The sequence below is a fragment of the uncultured Campylobacter sp. genome (assembly GCF_905373215.1).
Lineage (GTDB): Bacteria > Campylobacterota > Campylobacteria > Campylobacterales > Campylobacteraceae > Campylobacter_B.
In genome coordinates this window covers 1-15,149 of the sequence record NZ_CAJPRT010000029.1, presented here as the reverse complement: position 1 = coordinate 15,149, position 15,149 = coordinate 1, and the positions used below count along the sequence as shown (strand labels likewise).

Genomic DNA, 15,149 nt, shown 5'->3' with positions numbered 1-15,149 from the left:
TTTAAATTTTAAAAAGCGCGACATGGGGCAGATTTAAAAGCGAGAGAATTTTAGCCATTGCGGCTAGATAACAGAATTTCATGCATCAAATTCCATCCCGCGATACGGCGGAATGGAATTTGAAAGCAGTTCGTAGCGAGTAAATCTAAACAGAATTTTAAAATTTAAATCCCAAAAACGCTAGCCGTTGTATCCTAAGCGGCGCATATTTGCGCACGCGTCCTTGTAGCCGTAATAGCACGAGATGCGGTATAGATCAATAGCGTTGAATTTATTCTGCTCTACACCCTCACCTTTTTCAAACATCGCTGCGAGCTTCTGGCAGGCAGGAAAGTTTTGAGAGAGCGTGCATGCGGCGTTGTAGGCGTTGGCGGCGGAAGCATAGTCGTGCTTGGAATACATAGAATCCGCAAAATTTAGACACATTGCGCCATTGCCGTTTTTGCACGCATCGCTTTGCACGACGCTGCCTTGTAGGTTCATCGCACGGATACCGTCTTGAACGTCGGCGAAGGAATATTTGCCGCTCTTAGGCGCATCGACTGCGCTCTTTGGCGCGTTGCTAACGCAGCCTGCTAAAAACACCCCGGCAGCGATCAAAGCTAGAATTTTTTTCATATTTTGCTCCTTAATTTTTTGAAATTTGGCGACCCAAAACGTAATAGGTCTCTTTGCCCGCGACCTTTTGTAGCTTGAGCTTAAATTTTTCCGACCAAGCGCTGATGATCTGCTCCGCAGCGATCTTGCGCTCCTCGTTGGTAGCGTCGTTTTTGATCTTAAAATACGGGTTTGAATTCGACATCGCCACGTGCGCACCGTAAATTTTAAGCTTATCGTTCAGCCCTACAATGCGATCAAGCTCATTATCCTCAAAATCACACTTCGATAAAATTCCTCGCAGCTGCGCGACCGTCGCGTCGTTTACGCTATATCCTAGCGCTAGCAAAATTCCATCTTCACTCATTCTCATCCTTTCAAAAAAATTTATCTGTTCGCTTGTGAAATCAAAACGCCTTCGATTATGCTTTTTATATCGCCGTCTAAAATCGCATCGGTTTGGCTATACGCCTCGCCACTACGGTTGTCCTTAACCTGCTGATACGGGAAAAGCACGTAGGAGCGGATCTGATGTCCCCAGCCAATCTCGCTTTTAGGCGTGTTCTCGTCCTTTTCGCGCTGCTTCATCAGCTCAAGCTCGTAAAGGCGCGACTTTAGCACCTTCATCGCCGTTTCTTTGTTTTTGTGCTGGCTTCTATCGTTTTGGCAGTTTACTACAATACCCGTCGGGATGTGCGTGATACGCACGGCGCTTTCGGTTTTATTGATATGCTGCCCGCCTGCGCCGCTTGCGCGAAACACATCGACGCGAATATCCTTCTCTTCGATATTTATCTCTATATCGTCATTTAACTCAGGGCTTACCATTACGCTTGAAAAGCTCGTGTGTCTGCGCCCTGCACTATCGAATGGGCTAACGCGCACCAGGCGATGGATGCCGTTTTCGGCTTTCAGATATCCGTAGGCGTTTTCGCCGCGCACGATGAAGCTGACATCCTTAAGACCTGCTTCCTCGCCCTCTTGAAAGTCCAAAACCTCGATCTTAAAGCCCTCTCGCTCGCAAAAGCGCAGATACATGCGGTATAGCATACTCGCCCAGTCGTTGCTCTCCGTACCGCCCGCGCCCGGATGGATGCTGACGATAGCGTTTTTATCGTCGTTTTCGCCGCTAAGCATCATAGAAATTTCTAAATTTATGATCTTGCCCTCTAGCTCGTCCGCCTCGGCAAAAAGCGAGTTTATCGTCTCTTCGTCGTTTTCCGAGTTTGCCAGCTCATATAAGCCCTTCGCGTCATCTACGGCGTTTTTAGCGTTTAGAAATTTATTTAAGATATTTGAAATTTTAGTTTTTTCTTTGCCGATGGCGCCTGCTTTTGCGATGTCCTGCCAGAGATTTTGATCGTTTTCAAGCTCCTCGATCTCTTTTAGACGCGCTTTAATATTCTCCGGTTTTACGACGCCTGCAATATTTTCGACTTTAATACTTAGGGTTTTTAAAAGTTCCGTGTATTCGTAATTATCCAAAATTTAAGACCTTTTTATGCTTTTGGCGTGATTATAACATATTTTGGATTAAGGTTGTTTATAAAATTTTATTTAAGGCGGGCATTATGAAGCATTTATCTATTAGGGATATCAAAACCTGCTTGATATTGCCATGATTAATCAGTTTAAGCTCCGTCGAGAGATCGGGCAAGGGGTCGTTTAGTAGCAGCTTTAGCTTTGCTTCTTCTAGCTTCAACTTTTTGCAATCGGCTTTTTTGTCTTCAAGCATAGACACCACTAGTCTTAGCTTTTCTTTTGTCATTTCGCTTTGCACGAAAGCACCTTATATACGATAATAGAGCATAAAAAAGCTGCGATAGAGCAAGCAAAATACGCCCAAATTTCTCCGATAGTTTTTTCAAGAAGCACGTGCAATCCTAGCAAAAAGAAAACCAAGCCTATAATGCAAATCACGCCCGTAATTATATTTAGTAAAACCGAATTGGCGCTCTTTAAAAAAGAGCGCCTAATATCGCTAGCTTGAGCATCTACGAGCTCTACTACCGAAACTATAAATTCAGATATGCCGGCCATTATTTTTTCAGCAACCAAGCGAGCAAAAATCCGACGCCCGCAGCGATAGCGATGCTTTTTATCGGATCTTGTTTTATCGTGTCATTCACGCTTTCTATGCCGTCTTTGCCTTTGAGCCTTAGATCATCTATATATTTTTTAATCTCATTGCTATTTAGCTGATCTAGAATTTTATCTTTAGCAGACTCTGCACGCTCTGCGCCTATATTTTTAATAGACTTCATAATCTCTTTAAAATCCGCTTTTAAAGAGTCGATATCCTTTTTCAAAGAATCTAAATTTGTCTCTTGAGTAGCCATTTTCGCTCCTTTTGAAGTTTGTTTTAGAGCTAAAGCTCGTGGTAGATTTTAGTACTCATTGATTAACGCTCGCTAAATAGACCGCCCTTTCGCGCTTAATTTATACCTTTAATATTTTTTGATATAATTGTCAGCCTTAATATTTTATATTGAAAAGAGAGAACAATGCAGATCATTAGAAGCGTAGAGGAGCTAAAAAACTTCAGAGCATCAGCAAGCGGCAGCGTGGGCTTCGTGCCTACGATGGGGGCTTTGCACGCGGGGCATGCGAGCCTCATAAAAAGGGCGCGAAACGAAAACGACATCGTAATCGTCTCGACCTTCCTCAATCCGGCGCAGTTTTTGCCCGGTGAGGATCTAAACAGCTACCCAAAAAACGAAGCGGGCGATATTAAAATTTGCGAAAGCCTCGATGTGAACGCACTTTTTATCCCGAGCGCGGATGAAATTTACGGCACGGAGGAGCCCGCGATCATAGCACCTAAGCCGATAAGTGAAATTTTAGAAGGCAAAACGCGCCCCGGGCACTTCGACGGCGTACTTAAAGTGCTAAATAAGCTTTTTAATCTAACTCGTCTTAGCAACGTTTATATGGGCAAAAAGGATACCCAGCAACTTTTCATCGTGCAGAAGATGGTAAAGAGCTTTTTTATGCCTATAAATATCATCCCTTGTGAGATCGTGCGCGAAAGCGATGGGCTCGCGCTTAGCTCACGCAACGCCTATCTGGATGAGGAGGGCAAGCTTATGGCGCTTAAGCTTTCGCGTTCCTTGCTAAACGCCAGCTCGCTTATTAAAAAAGGCGAGATCAGCCTAAATATCATCCGCGAAAAGATGCTTAGCGTGCTTGAGCCGCTGGCGGTCGATTATATAGCGTTCGTGGATTACAAATTTAATGAAATTTCGCAGATCAAGCAAGGCGATACGATAATCCTGCTTGCCGCAAAGGTCGGCACAACCCGCCTGATCGATAATATCTGGCTGTAAAATGGCAAAACTCCATCTCGTCTCGCTGGGCTGTAATAAAAATTTAGTCGATAGCGAGATCATGCTCGGGCGTCTGCAAAACTACGAGCTCACGGATGAGCCTGCGAGTGCGGATGTGATGATCGTAAATACCTGCGGCTTCATCGCAAGCGCCAAGCAAGAGAGTATCCGTGCAATTTTGAAGCTTAGCGAGCAGAAAAAAAGCGGCGCGCTGCTGGTCGTCACGGGCTGTTTGATGCAGCGCTACAAAGACGAGCTTATGCGCGAACTGCCCGAGGTCGATATTTTTAGCGGCGTTGGCGACTACGACAAGATCGACGAAATGATCTTAAAAAAGCAAAATTTATTCAGCCCACAAACCTATCTGCAAAGTCCCGCGCTTACTTCTTCACGCGTAATAACGGGCTCAAACTACCACGCTTACGTTAAAATTTCGGAAGGCTGTAATCAAAAATGCTCTTTCTGCGCCATTCCGAGCTTCAAAGGTCGCCTAAAAAGCCGCAGCATCGACGACATCGAAGCAGAGGTGCGCGGCTTGGTAGCGCGCGGATTTTACGATTTTAGCTTTATCGCGCAGGATTCTAGCAGCTACGGTCGCGATCTAAGACGCGGCAACAAGGGCAGATCAAATTTTAAAGACTATCGCGATGAGTTAAATTCCGCATTCTTTCGCGACGAGCAGAATTCCGATGGCTCAAGCGGCAGCGCGGGAGATAAAATTTCCGCTCAAAGTAGGCTCGTCTGCGATAAGGGCTCTGGCGGCGAGAGTGCGGACGACGAAAGAGCCCACGAGCAAGACGTGGATCTAGTCGCGCTGATAAAACGCATCGAAAAAATAAAGGGCGTCAAGGTCGCGCGCGTGCTGTATCTCTACCCCACCAGCACCGACGAGCAGCTCATCCGCGCAATCGTGGGCTCACCCGTTTTCGCAAACTACTTCGACATGCCAATCCAGCACATAAATGACAAAATGCTAAGCTTGATGAAGCGCGGCGCAGGCGCGGCGCGGATCAAAGAGCTTTTAAGCTTAATGCGTGCAGCGCCTAATTCATTCCTCCGCACCGGCGTCATAGTGGGACACCCGGGCGAGGGTGAAGCCGAATTTGACGAGCTTTGCAACTTTTTGCAGGAGTTTAAATTTGATAGAATTTCAGCTTTTGCTTACAGCAAGGAGGAGGATACGGCGAGCTTTGCGATGCCGCAGATCCCTGCGCGGACAATTAGCCGCCGCTTAAATAAGATCGAGGAAATCACGCGCGAGGCGATAGATAGCAGCATGCGCGCGCTCGTAGGCAAAAAGATGCCCCTAATAATCGAAGGCGCCAGCAGCGAGGGCGAGTTTTTTTACGGCGCCAAGCCTCTTGCATGGGACAAGGATATCGACGGCGAAATTTTAATCAATGAAAGCTACGTGCAAAATCTAAAAGTAGGCGGTCTATACGAGTGCGAAATCACGGAATTCGCGGGCGATAGACTACTCGCGCGAGTATTGAGAAACTCGCAAGAGAGATGAAAAATCCGCCTGAAATTCCAAGCAAAATTCTAGCCTTGCTGCGAGCCGGCAAAAATCTGCTTGCTTTTTCGCACGGCGTCGATAGTACGGCGCTTTTTTACCTTTTGGACGAGGCGGGCGTAAAATTTGACCTCGCGATCGTGGACTATAACGTACGCGCGCAAAGCAAGGACGAAGTTGCCTCGGCAAGGCATTTGGCGGTCAAATTTAACAAACAAATCTACGTAAAAAGCGTGTGTCTGGGCACGTCAAATTTCGAACACGAAGCGCGTACGGCTAGATATGAGTTTTTCGGCCAAATTTGCCGCGAGCGGGGATATGAAAATTTGATCTTGGCGCATCAGTTTGACGATAAATTCGAGTGGTTTTTGATGCAGCTTGGGCGCGGCGCGGGGCTTAACGAGCTGCTTGGCATGCAGGAGCTTGAAGCTCGCAAGGACTATATGATCGCTCGTCCGCTTCTAGGCGTGCGAAAGTGCGAGCTGGAGCGGTTTTTGCGTGAGCGAAACTTAAAATACTTCACCGACGAAACGAATTTGACGGACAAGTTTAAACGCGGTCGCGTTCGCGCTAAATTTAGCGAGCTGTTTTTAAATGAGTACTTTGGCGGCGTAAAAAAAAGCTTTGAGTTTTTGGCGGCCGATGCGTTAAATTTGGCTCCCGAAATTTCTAATCCCGCACCTAAAATTTACTTTGTAAAACGAGGCCGGGGCGAGCTTCGCGGCGTGGATCTTGCCTGCAAGCGGCTAGGACTCGTGCTAAGCTCGGCGCAGCGAAACGAATGCGCTCGCTGCCTAGAAAACGGCGCCGACTGCGTGCTAGGCGGCAAGGTAGCCGTCGGGGCTGGCGCAAATTTTATTTTCGTAACGCCCTATATCAAAGCCGCGATGGACAAGAAATTTAAAGAAGCGTGCCGCACCCTAAAAATCCCGCCGATAAACCGCGGATTTTTATTTCATAATGGGCGGAGTGAAAAAAATATTAATTCGCTTCTAAATTTTTGATATAATTTTAATTGATTTTTATAAAATGAAGGATTTTGCTATTGCTTTTCAACTCCTATGAATTCATATTTATATTTCTGCCCATCACATTTTTTATATACTTTTATCTCAATAAAAAGAGACTAGGAGACGTTGCAAAGGGCTTTCTTGTTTGCTCTAATTTATTTTTCTATGCATGGTGGAATATCTATTACTTGCCCATTCTCATTATAAGCGTGATTTTTAATTATTTTATCGGAAGACTGCTTTTAAACGAAAATTTAAAGATATGCAAAAAGCGGGTATTAATCGTCGGCATAGTTTGTAATATAGCTTTTTTGGCTTATTTTAAATATTCTGATTTTTTAATACAAAATTTCAATGCCATAAGCGGTAGCAATATAAATTTACTTCACATATCTTTACCGCTTGCTCTTAGTTTCGTTACATTCCAGCAGATAGCTTATTTGGTGGATAGCTATCATATGAATACTAAAGAGAATAGTTTTTTAAACTACTCTCTTTTTATTACCTTTTTCCCTCAGCTCATAGCGGGCCCCATAGTTCATCATAAAGAGATGATGCCTCAATTCGCCAATAAATTTAATTTAATAAAAAATTATAAAAATATAGCTACCGGATTATTTATATTCAGTATCGGGTTATTTAAAAAGGTTGTTATAGCAGATATTTTCTCGCTATGGGCTACAGATGGGTTTGATATAGCCAAGACTCTAAATTTCTTTGAAGCTTGGGTTGCGTCTTTATCCTATACTTTTCAACTTTATTTTGATTTTAGCGGATATTGTGATATGGCGATAGGTCTGGCCTTAATGTTTAATATAAAGCTGCCGATAAATTTCAATTCCCCCTACAAAGCGCTTGATATTCAAGACTTTTGGCATCGTTGGCACATTACCCTATCGCGCTTCTTAAGAGACTATATCTATATCCCGCTCGGAGGAAATAGAGAGGGGCGATGTAGAACTTATATAAATTTGATGATCGTGTTTTTAATCGGAGGGCTTTGGCACGGAGCTGCTTGGACATTTGTATTCTGGGGATTTTTACATGGTGCGGCTATTATAATTCATAGAATTTGGAAAACTTTAAACTATAAACTCAATAAAATTCTTGCTTGGTTTATAACATTTAACTTTATAAATATTACATGGGTATTTTTTCGAGCGAGAAGCTGGGATGATGCGATAAAAATACTTAAAGGAATGTTTTGTGGAGATTTTACATTTAATATAAATTATTTGCAGGTACTCATACTATGCCTAGTAGCCGTCATAGCTTTAAAATTTAAAAATTCCATAGAACTTACTTTTTATAAGAATTTTAACTTTAACTGGCGGCAAATAGTTACTACAAGCGTGTTTTTATTTATTTCCATATTAGTGATTAGGCTTAACAATGCGAGCGAATTTTTGTATTTTAGATTTTAAGAAGAAAGTCTTTTTGTGCCTATGCCTGGTGGTATTCTTTATCTTACTTCTAGATATAGGGTTATATTATATAGTGAATAAAAAAACTACCGAATCATATTTTTTTGATAATAAAATATCAAAAATGCGCCACTTTCAGTTAAATAACGACAAAATAAAGGATATGGTTTTTGTCGGAAGCAGTAGAACCTTGCATCATATATCAACGCAAATTTTTAAAGATAATAATCTGTCGATTTATAATTTCGGTATTCCCGGTAATGGGCTATGGGATTATCCGTTTATAGTAGATAATATGATAAATTATAAGCCTAAAAAAGTTATTATTAATATAAGAGTTAGCGATTTATTTGAAGATATAAGAATTGCCAATCTAACGACATCCGAAATGAAGGCTTTATATGGTACAGATAAAATACTTGCTCTAAAATCATTGCCTCCGTTTTTGAAAAATAAACATATATTTTTAAGATACTCCGAATCTATTTATTATCGCATTAAAGCTTTTTATGAAAAATTTGACAACAAAGCGGCCGATGCTATTAAAACGACAAAAATCGATATAAAAAGCGACTGCAAAAGCATACAGACAAAATTTATCGAAAGAAATATGACCAAAGACGGCATTATGGTCGTAGATAAGTGCACAAATGGCGACTCGGTCCTATTCGCCTATGCCATTCCAAGAGAAAACTTTGGTAAAAATTTAGAATTAAAAACCCTAAATTATAATACTATAAAATATCTACAAAATTTTATTATCGATCCGCTCCTTAGAAACAATATAGAAGTTACTATTCTACTCGAGCCTATTTTTGACGGCACAAGCTTGCATTATGATATTAATAGTATAAAAGAGGCTATAAAAGGCGCGAATGTCATAGACCTTACTAGCTTTAAATTTAGCGATGATGAGTTAGCTGACTGGGAGCACATAAACAATCTTGGCAGAAAAAAATATAGCAACTATTTGATCGAGCTATATAAAAACGATGATTTATAATAATCTTGAGTTAAAAATTGGATACTAAAATTTTAATACATATGATTTTACCGGTTAAGTAAAGCTAAAATTCCATCGTGCGGCGAAGGGTAAATTTTACGCAAAACTCGCGACGCCAAAAGGCGAAAGCAGCCAGTGTTTCGCGATAATCAATAAAATTTCGTAAATTTACGGCTCTTTGCGGAGCGAAAAATTTGATCTAGCGGGCTTCCAACATCGCGATTTTGTTGATGTAATCGGCGAAATTTAGATTTATCAGATTTGTTTTGATGAAGATGCGCGTGAAAATCACGTAGCCGATCTCATTACTAAGCGTGCCGTCTGAGTAGATGAAAACGTTGGTGAGAAACTCGCTATTTTCGGATTTATAGAAGGTCTCGATCTGAAAATTTAAAAGCTCGTAAAATAGCTCGTCAGTATCGCTCATCGCTGCCTGCATCTCCTCATCGATACGCATTATGTCGGCATAGAGTACGCGCTCTTGGTTGGCGACGACAAAACACGCGCGGTTATTAAATTTCAGTGCGAACATCGCCATGTTTTCAAAATCGCTTTGATTTTTTAGCAAGAAGTATAAAATTTTAAATAAACTAGCGTGCGAGCTAAATTCTATTCCAAAAGTCTCATCCGCCGCCTGTGCACTTGCGCGAGGAAATTCCACTATGAAGCTATCATCGACTTTTTGATAAATGCTATTTTCTTTAATCATATAATCCTCGTTAAAATACACTCTTTGATTTTCGTCGTCAATCAGTACGCAGGAGATTAAATTTTTATCACTCAGATCCGCAAAGCCCGCTAGCGAGGTAGCCAGATCATTTTCTTGCGCTATAGGAAAGCGATCGGATTTCTCATCCAAAATTCTTTTACCAAAGCCCAATTTTCTATAAAAAAACTCGCATGCGTCGGCACTTTTAGCGACGCCGAGGAATGATTTTGCTTTAAATAGTGCCATTTTTTCTCCTAAAATTGCAATTATATCGAAACACTATTATTTCAAACTAAAATTTAATGTCCTGCTCAGCGCTTGCAAAAAGCAGTTGCCTGATCGCCTCTTTGCCCGCATCGAGGCTAAGCCCTGTTAAATTTAACGGTGCGCTGAGGCTATAATTTATGCGCGAAAACGGCTTTGGCAATACCATCTCGTCCCAGCTACGAAATTTCCAAAAACTGCTCGCTTCGTAATTTAGCGCGTAAATGTCTAAGTTTAGCCGCTGCGCAAGGATCACGGCGCCGTCGGCGACGCTGTGAAGTGGGCCGCGCGGACCGTCGGGAGTGATGATGACGTCGGTGCCGTTTTTTATCTCTTTGATCGCACCCATAAGTGCGCGCGCGCCGCCCTTGAAGCTACTGCCGCGAATCGCGCCGATGCCGAAATGCGAGATCACGCGCGTGATTATCTCGCCGTCTTTGTGATCCGAGATGATAACCTTAGCGCACCTCTTGCTGCCGAGATCCCGCAGCCACCAGCGCCTATAAGCAAAGCTCATCATCGCTAATCTTCCGTGCCAAAACACGACGACGCAGGGCTTTTCGGGCAGCTTCGTGGGGGTAAATTTAACCCTGCACGTTAAAAAAATACACCAAATCAGAATAAAAATGAAATATTCGGCGACGCGGAAAAATAGCCGCTTTTTAAGCGATAACTTGTCCATAAAGCGCCATTCTGGCGGTCTTTTCGATACGCGCTCTGCGAGTTGTGCCTAGCAGCTCTTCGCCGCCTTGCGCGCAGATCAAAAAATTTGAAAAGCTTCTACCGCACGCGGTGCCGCCCTCGCGCAACTCCTCGAAATATACGTCGAAAATTTTATCTTTTTGCGCTCTTGCGATCTCGTCTAAAATTTTAGTATGAGCGCTTTGCAGCCTGCTTAGCCTTTCGCTTGAAATTTCATCATCAAGCGGCTTTAAATTTGCTGCTGGCGTGAGCGGTCTAGGGCTAAATTTAAAGGAAAAAACCTGCTCGAATCTCACCGCCTCTAATACCTCCATCGTCTCGGCAAAATCCTCCTCGCTCTCGCTCGGATAGCCCACGATGATATCGGTGCTAATCGCCACGCCCGGGCAACTTTGGCGCAGTTTAAGCGCGCGGTCCAGATACCACTGCTTGGTATATCCGCGCTTCATATCGCGCAAAACCTTACTCGAGCCGCTTTGTAGCGGCATATGCATCGATTTGCAAATTTTAGGATTATTGCAAAAAACGTCCAAAAATTTATCGTCCATATGCAGCGGATGCGGGCTGGTAAAGCGGATGCGCTCGATGCCCTCTATCTCGCTAAGCCGCACGAGCAGATCGCTGAAGTCGATTTTTTCGTGCGCGCTCGAAAAGCGCTTGCCGTAGTTATTGACGTTTTGGCCGAGTAAGAATATCTCTTTGGCGCCGCGAGCTGCGGATCTTTTGGCTTCGCGCAAGATAATTTGAGCGGGGATCGAAATTTCATCGCCTCTAGTCTGCGGCACGATGCAGTAGGAGCACTTTTTATCGCAGCCGATCATTATGTTTATGAAAGATTTATATGGCGAGCTCGCAAAATCGCCGAAAGCAAACTCGCTCTCATCGTAGTTTATGTCAGTGCTGATAAATTTAGGCGTACGTACGGCTTGCGAAATTTTAGATATGTTCCGTGCTCCAAGCACGAAATCCACGAATGGCGCACGCTTAAAAATTTCTCCGCCCAGATGGCTTGCGGTGCAGCCGCAAACGCCGATTTTAGAGCCTCTTTTTCGCGCTTTATCGAATGCGCCGATCTCGCTGAAGAGCTTATGCACGGGCTTTTCGCGCACGGAGCATGTGTTTATTAAAATCAGATCGGCAATGCTAATGTTATCGGTAATTTCGTAGTCTTGATCTTTTAGCTGCGCGATAATATGCTCGCTATCGCGCACGTTCATCGCGCAACCTAGGGTCTGGATGAAGAGGAGTTTGCTCAAAGGATATGCACCTCGTACATATACTCGTTTTCGTTTAGCCCGTATCGCACTATGCGTTGATACACGCTAAAACCCTTAGTATCGAAAAAATCCACCAAAGCGGCTAAATCTTTTTGAGAATTTTCTCTATCCAGATAAAATATTTTCTGTCCGCTCTTTTCTACTTGGGCCTGCAAATCCTCGATCTTAACGCTTTTTGGCTTAGAAGCAAGCTCCGTTCTGGCAAGTTTTAGCTGCATGATCTATCCTTTCATTTATCTTTTTAAACCCGTGAGTTTAGCGAAATTTAGATAATAATTCGTTTAAATAAAAATAAAGTCAAAATTCCATATAATACCGCACTTCAAAATTTAAAATCCAAATTTAGTAGCACGAAATCAAATCTTAAGGAAAATTTATGGAAAAAATTACCGACATCATCGAGTCGATTGCAAATGAAAAGGGGCTTGAGCCCGCAGATGTCAAAGAGCGCGTCAAAACGGCGTTCATCCAGACCGCAAAAAGGCTTTTCGGCGAGGAGTATCTCTACGACAGCGAAGTCGATCCGCAGACCAAGCGCGTCAAGCTTTACCAAAAGGTTCACGTTGTCGCGGATGATGACGAGCGGCTCGGCGATCACAACTTCATCGCGCTTAGCGAGGCCAAAAAAATAGGCGAAAACGCAGAGATCGGTGATGAGCTAAGCTACGAAATAAATATCGAAAACCTCGGTCGCACGGCTTCCGGCGTGCTGGCTAGAGAGCTAAATTTCCACATCCAAAGGCTGCTTGAAGAGAAAATTTTTGAAAACTATAAAAGCAAGGTAGGCACCCTCACCCACGGCACCGTCACCAAGATCGATCACGACGGCACGACCTACGTAGAGATCGAGGATACGAAGGCTTTCATGCCGCAAAAAAACCGCATCAAGGGTGAAAATTTCAAAGTGGGCGACGTGCTGCAGGCTGTCATCAAAAACGTAGCCATCGACAAATCCCACGGTATCAGGCTGGAACTTTCGCGCACCAGCCCGAAATTCCTAGAAGCCCTGCTCGCCGCCGAAGTCCCCGAGATCAAAGACGGCAGCGTTATCATCCAAGCCTGCGCTAGGATTCCGGGTAGGCGCGCCAAGATCGCACTTAGCGCCATCTCGCCAAACGTCGATCCGGTAGGCGCTACCGTCGGCAAAGGAGGCGCTCGCATCGACGCGGTGAGCAGATTTTTAAGCAAAAATTTGCAAGACGGGAGCGGCGGCGAGAGCATCGACGCGTTCGAATACTCTGCAAGCCCCGAAATTTTGATCACTCGCGCGATGGCGCCCGCGATCGTAAACTCGGTCAAAATAACGCAGGACGGCAAGGCGATCGTCTACGTAAACCCCGACCAAAAAAGCAAAGCGATCGGCAAAAACGGTCTAAATATCCGCCTCGCCTCGATGCTGTGCGGCTGCGAGATCGAGCTTATCGAAACTGGCTCGGCGAGCGAGAAAAAGGTCTCCAAGGAAGAAGGTCTTAAAAATCTCGAAGCGCTTTTCGGCGAGCTGTAGAGGCGAAGCGCACTTCGCTTTTTAAAATTTTGTAAGTTACGCGCTCTATAAAATTCCACGCCTACCAAATTTTGCAAATTTAGTAATTAATGGAATTTTGTAATTTAATACTCCACGAAATTCTATATTACGTAGAATTTTACGCCGTTTCGGAATTTCAAAATTTAAAGTCAAAGCGAAATTTTGACCGAAATTTTACGGCACGAAATTTTAAGGTCAAATTTTATTTACATGCACTTGAATTGATGCGATATTTAAATTTACACAGCGCGCAAAATTCCAGCCCAAGCTAGGTCGCGCCTACCGCTCGTATAAAATTTCAACGCCGCCGTAATGCCAAAACGCCTTCGGCGCGAGGTATTCGCCGCCTAGGACAGCTAGGTTGAGTTCGAAATACTGCGGCGAAAATTCCGTTATTTTTGAAATTTCCTGCTCAAGCAGCGTCGTGCAGTAGAGGTTCGCTTCGCCGCGAGGTCTTAACGTAAAACTCTCGCCGACGCGCTTAAGTAAAGAGGCGGCTAGGCGCGCCTTTTGCTCCTCGCTTAAAAATTTCATCCGCGCCGCGCCAAAGTCTCGCGCATGCGCCAAGAACTCGCGCACCGAAACAGCCGCGACGCCGTCTAGCCCGCCCTCGCCCGTTACCGCGTGCACTACCAAAAGCGGGCGCTCGCGCACGATCATGCCTACGTGCGAGTATTTAAAATCCGTCGCGGTCGCGATTATGCGGCTGTCGGTGACGTCGCCTAGGCGAAAGACGAGATCGCCCGTGCGTAGGTTTGATAAAATTTCATCCGGTACCCGTAGCGGCTCTTTTGCGGCAGATGTGCGCGTGAGCATCCAAAGCTCGCCGAGCCCGCCTGTGGCAAATATCAAGCAGATGAGAAGCTTTTTCGCTAAAGCGAGACTTTCCACTTGCCATCTTTTTTGACGAGTTTAACGCTCTCGGTGCGGTTCGTGCCGTTTTTAAAAGACACGGTGACCTTCACGAGCGCCGATTTCTCGTCGCTATTTTGCAGCTCGCCCGAGACGCCTTTTAGCCCGTCGCGCTTGGAAGCCTCCTCCTTGCCGGCACCTGCCATTTGCATCAGTTTGCCGTTTATCATCTGCATAGAGCCGTCGTCCGATCTGTCCTTGTCGGGTATGTCTATAGCATCCACCAAAGTCTTAGAATCGCCCTCGTATAGGGCTCTGATGAAGTCCTCGGCTACGCCTTTCGGGTCGCTGCCGCAGCCCGCTAAAACGAATATCGCAATGAGCGGGAGTAGAAATTTTTTCATAAGCCCTCCTCGTAGAAATTTTAAAATTTTATATACAAACGATAAATATTTTTTAAATTCAGATCTTTCTGCTCGGGGGAATTTATATCGCGTTTGGATTTGCGAAAGGGGTATTCGGTCGTGCTTTTACTGAATTAAAATAGAATTTTGCATTCGGAGGAAAGCTCGTCTTGCCTCGATAAAATTTTATCTTGCCAAAGCGAAATTTTACCATGCTATCTGTGCACTGTGTCTTGCGGCACACCACTCAAACGGTGCCCAAACTCATTCGGTAACGCGCGAGGCGAGCTTTGCTTGTCGGAACTGAAATTTAACTGTATTTTGCGACTAAAATTTTAAAATTTAAATGCCGCCTTCGTAGGATTGCTCGCTTGCGATTTAGCTTTTTGCTGCGACGCTCGCGAAATTATAAGGAAATTTTACCTAAATAGGGCTATAATTCAGCAATTTTTCTAAAGGAAAATCATGGAAACTTGGGCGGCTTGGGCGCTTGCATCAGCACTCTTTGCGGCGCTGACCGCGATATTTGCAAAAATCGGACTC

General features: G+C 44.3%; 17 protein-coding genes. 6 read left to right on the top strand and 11 right to left on the bottom strand.

The window, feature by feature from the left end; translation table 11 throughout:
* Positions 1–180: 180 nt before the first annotated feature.
* From QZ176_RS09595 to QZ176_RS09575, 5 genes are all read right to left on the bottom strand, one after another.
* On the bottom strand, positions 181–618 hold the full coding sequence (locus tag QZ176_RS09595; protein WP_005870060.1) for a hypothetical protein: 438 nt from the start codon (positions 616–618) through the stop codon (positions 181–183).
* 10 nt (positions 619–628) lie between these two features.
* Positions 629–964, bottom strand: a complete 336-nt coding sequence (locus QZ176_RS09590; protein ID WP_295153144.1) for a type II secretion system protein — start codon at positions 962–964, stop codon at positions 629–631.
* 20 nt (positions 965–984) lie between these two features.
* A complete protein-coding gene (gene prfB, locus QZ176_RS09585; protein WP_295153142.1) occupies positions 985–2,082 on the bottom strand; it encodes a peptide chain release factor 2 in 1,098 nt (365 codons plus the stop codon).
* A 58-nt stretch (positions 2,083–2,140) separates the two neighbouring features.
* The gene (locus tag QZ176_RS09580; RefSeq protein ID WP_295153140.1) at positions 2,141–2,377 is read right to left on the bottom strand and encodes a hypothetical protein; all 237 of its coding nucleotides are present in this window, start codon (positions 2,375–2,377) and stop codon (positions 2,141–2,143) included.
* A 259-nt stretch (positions 2,378–2,636) separates the two neighbouring features.
* Positions 2,637–2,936 carry a DUF883 family protein gene (locus tag QZ176_RS09575; RefSeq protein WP_005870065.1) on the bottom strand — a complete coding sequence of 100 codons (300 nt, stop codon included), beginning with the start codon at positions 2,934–2,936 and terminating at the stop codon, positions 2,637–2,639.
* 165 nt (positions 2,937–3,101) lie between these two features.
* Here QZ176_RS09575 and panC point away from each other — a divergent pair, with 165 nt between their 5' ends.
* From panC to QZ176_RS09550, 5 genes are all read left to right on the top strand, one after another.
* Entirely contained in the window at positions 3,102–3,923 is an 822-nt protein-coding gene (gene panC, locus QZ176_RS09570; RefSeq protein WP_295153137.1) for a pantoate--beta-alanine ligase, read from the top strand.
* Between the two features lies 1 nt (position 3,924).
* Complete coding sequence (locus QZ176_RS09565) at positions 3,925–5,436, top strand: radical SAM protein (RefSeq protein WP_295153135.1); 1,512 nt, start codon at positions 3,925–3,927, stop codon at positions 5,434–5,436.
* Positions 5,433–6,440, top strand: coding sequence for a tRNA lysidine(34) synthetase TilS (tilS, locus tag QZ176_RS09560; protein WP_295153134.1), 1,008 nt, complete (start codon positions 5,433–5,435; stop codon positions 6,438–6,440). Before QZ176_RS09565 ends, tilS begins: the two co-directional genes overlap by 4 nt.
* A gap of 41 nt (positions 6,441–6,481) precedes the next feature.
* Positions 6,482–7,870 carry an MBOAT family O-acyltransferase gene (locus tag QZ176_RS09555; protein WP_295153132.1) on the top strand — a complete coding sequence of 463 codons (1,389 nt, stop codon included), beginning with the start codon at positions 6,482–6,484 and terminating at the stop codon, positions 7,868–7,870.
* Positions 7,871–7,943: 73 nt separating this feature from the next.
* Positions 7,944–8,873, top strand: coding sequence for a hypothetical protein (locus QZ176_RS09550; protein ID WP_295153130.1), 930 nt, complete (start codon positions 7,944–7,946; stop codon positions 8,871–8,873).
* Positions 8,874–9,072: 199 nt separating this feature from the next.
* Here QZ176_RS09550 and QZ176_RS09545 read toward each other — a convergent pair whose 3' ends face one another.
* Genes QZ176_RS09545 through QZ176_RS09530 form a run of 4 tightly spaced genes read right to left on the bottom strand, consistent with a single transcriptional unit; the run spans position 9,073 to position 12,043 of the window.
* Positions 9,073–9,828, bottom strand: a complete 756-nt coding sequence (locus QZ176_RS09545; RefSeq protein WP_295153128.1) for a hypothetical protein — start codon at positions 9,826–9,828, stop codon at positions 9,073–9,075.
* Positions 9,829–9,874: 46 nt separating this feature from the next.
* Positions 9,875–10,528, bottom strand: coding sequence for a lysophospholipid acyltransferase family protein (locus QZ176_RS09540; RefSeq protein ID WP_295153126.1), 654 nt, complete (start codon positions 10,526–10,528; stop codon positions 9,875–9,877).
* On the bottom strand, positions 10,509–11,804 hold the full coding sequence (miaB, locus tag QZ176_RS09535; protein ID WP_295153124.1) for a tRNA (N6-isopentenyl adenosine(37)-C2)-methylthiotransferase MiaB: 1,296 nt from the start codon (positions 11,802–11,804) through the stop codon (positions 10,509–10,511). Before miaB ends, QZ176_RS09540 begins: the two co-directional genes overlap by 20 nt.
* Positions 11,801–12,043 (bottom strand): HP0268 family nuclease, encoded by a 243-nt coding sequence (locus QZ176_RS09530; protein ID WP_005870077.1) that lies wholly within the window; start codon positions 12,041–12,043, stop codon positions 11,801–11,803. The genes miaB and QZ176_RS09530 overlap by 4 nt, the downstream gene beginning before the upstream one ends.
* 158 nt (positions 12,044–12,201) lie before the next feature.
* Here QZ176_RS09530 and nusA point away from each other — a divergent pair, with 158 nt between their 5' ends.
* Entirely contained in the window at positions 12,202–13,329 is a 1,128-nt protein-coding gene (nusA, locus tag QZ176_RS09525) for a transcription termination factor NusA (protein WP_295153122.1), read from the top strand.
* A 300-nt stretch (positions 13,330–13,629) separates the two neighbouring features.
* Here the strand turns inward: nusA and QZ176_RS09520 are convergent, their stop codons facing one another.
* Positions 13,630–14,241 carry a YiiX/YebB-like N1pC/P60 family cysteine hydrolase gene (locus QZ176_RS09520; RefSeq protein ID WP_295153121.1) on the bottom strand — a complete coding sequence of 204 codons (612 nt, stop codon included), beginning with the start codon at positions 14,239–14,241 and terminating at the stop codon, positions 13,630–13,632.
* Entirely contained in the window at positions 14,223–14,606 is a 384-nt protein-coding gene (locus QZ176_RS09515; RefSeq protein ID WP_295153119.1) for a DUF4878 domain-containing protein, read from the bottom strand. The genes QZ176_RS09520 and QZ176_RS09515 overlap by 19 nt, the downstream gene beginning before the upstream one ends.
* Positions 14,607–15,149: the final 543 nt, after the last annotated feature.